The sequence below is a fragment of the Litoribacter ruber genome (assembly GCF_018449405.1).
Lineage (GTDB): Bacteria > Bacteroidota > Bacteroidia > Cytophagales > Cyclobacteriaceae > Litoribacter > Litoribacter ruber.
This window is the reverse complement of sequence record NZ_JAHCMY010000043.1, coordinates 1-1,535: the sequence shown is the minus strand read 5'-3', so window position 1 is coordinate 1,535 and position 1,535 is coordinate 1. Positions and strand designations below refer to the sequence as shown.

At 46.1% G+C, this 1,535-nt stretch carries 1 protein-coding gene; it reads right to left on the bottom strand.

The window, feature by feature from the left end; all coding sequences use genetic code 11:
• Positions 1-272: 272 nt before the first annotated feature.
• The gene (locus KI659_RS18505; RefSeq protein WP_213946876.1) at positions 273-1,382 is read right to left on the bottom strand and encodes a Fic family protein; all 1,110 of its coding nucleotides are present in this window, start codon (positions 1,380-1,382) and stop codon (positions 273-275) included.
• Positions 1,383-1,535 lie beyond the last annotated feature (153 nt).

The window sequence follows — 1,535 nt, the reverse complement described above, 5'->3', positions numbered from 1 at the left end:
TCGTCCCGAGGCGCAGCCTCGGGACAACAGTTTTGATACCCTATCCGAAGAGCGAAGCTCGGAGGGAGGGTGCGAGAATAGGGGCGGTGAATGGCTTTGCCGCATTAAATGGGCTCCCAACCAACCTATGATGATGTGGATACTTTGTACTTGGTACCTAGTACTTGGTACCCATTTACCCACGTAAATAAAAGAGGCACTAAGGGCGCAAAGTCAAAAGGAAGAGCGCAAAGGTGTTTTTGTCCACGGTCCACGGTCTATGGGACTTTAGCTTATACATCCAGGTTTAAATTATACCTCACAGATCTTCCCGCCCCTTCCTGAAGTAGGGCGCTGATCTGGTGAAGGTGTTGGAGGTCACGGGTGGCGGTGGCCTTTGAAACTTGGGTGATGGACATGTACTTTTTGGCGCTCATTCCACCGCTAAAACCAGCAGGTCCTGCATCGAACATTTTCCGGAGCACCTTCAGTTGACGCTCCTCCAACTTGTCTTGGTAGAGGTCAAAGTAGCGCGCTTTTTTCAGTGTAAAGGCCACCAGGTTCTTTGCATCGCGCTGGGCATCTATGACGATCTGAATGAAATACCTTAACCAATTTTGGATGTTCAGGGACCCTTGAGCTTCTTTTAAGGCTTCATAATAGGCGTTTTTGTCATTGGTGATGGTTCTGGAAAGGCTGAGGAGTACAGGGGCTTTAAGATTTTGGGACAAAGCCTTCTCGGCAATGGCCCTTCCAATCCTTCCGTTTCCATCCTCAAATGGATGAATACTTTCAAAAAACAGATGTGAAATAGCGGATTTAAGCAGTGCCTCCGTAATATCCTCATTGCCTGGGGTTATGGAGGAATTAAACCATTTCACAAACCTATCCATCTCGGCAGGGACCAGGTTTGAAGGAGGTGCTTCAAAATGGACTGTTTCTCTACCGAGTGGGCCGGAGATTACCTGCATGGCTTCTTGGCCTTTCCGCCAATCGCCTATTTCAAGGTTTCTGGCTTTGCCCATCAACACGGTATGCCAATCTTTTAGCATCTCGGCACTCAAAGGTTTCATATAGGTGTTTCTTACCATTACCATGAGTTCCGAAATACCTGAGGCATTTCGGTCTTTGATTTTAATTGGATTGTGAGAAAGGCCCAGCTTGTTTTTGATGGAAGACATGACGTCTTCCCGACTATAAAATTCCCCTTCTATTGCAGATGACTTGATGGCCTCGGAAACCATCATGTCTATCATGGTTTCCTCTTCCAATTTCTTTGACAACCCCAGGTTCAACCCCTTCATTTCGGCCCATTCAAAGCTGAATTCCGTGATCATTGCCCGTAAATCATCTACATCATAGTGGAAGTTTGGCCAGTCTTTATGTTGCCAATTATATTGCATGAGCCAATTATTTAACTTAATCGGCTCAAATATAGTTAAATTATGAGCCGATTGCAATGTATAATCGGCTTATAAAGTTTAGTAATCGCAAAGCGACGCAGGACTAAAAATGGGTCACGAAGGACACAGCTTGTCCCGAGCAGCGGAGCGAAT

Excerpts from the sequence above, each read along its gene's own strand:
- KI659_RS18505 (WP_213946876.1), bottom strand. The coding sequence starts at position 1,382 with ATGCAATATAATTGGCAACATAAAGACTGGCCAAACTTCCACTATGAT.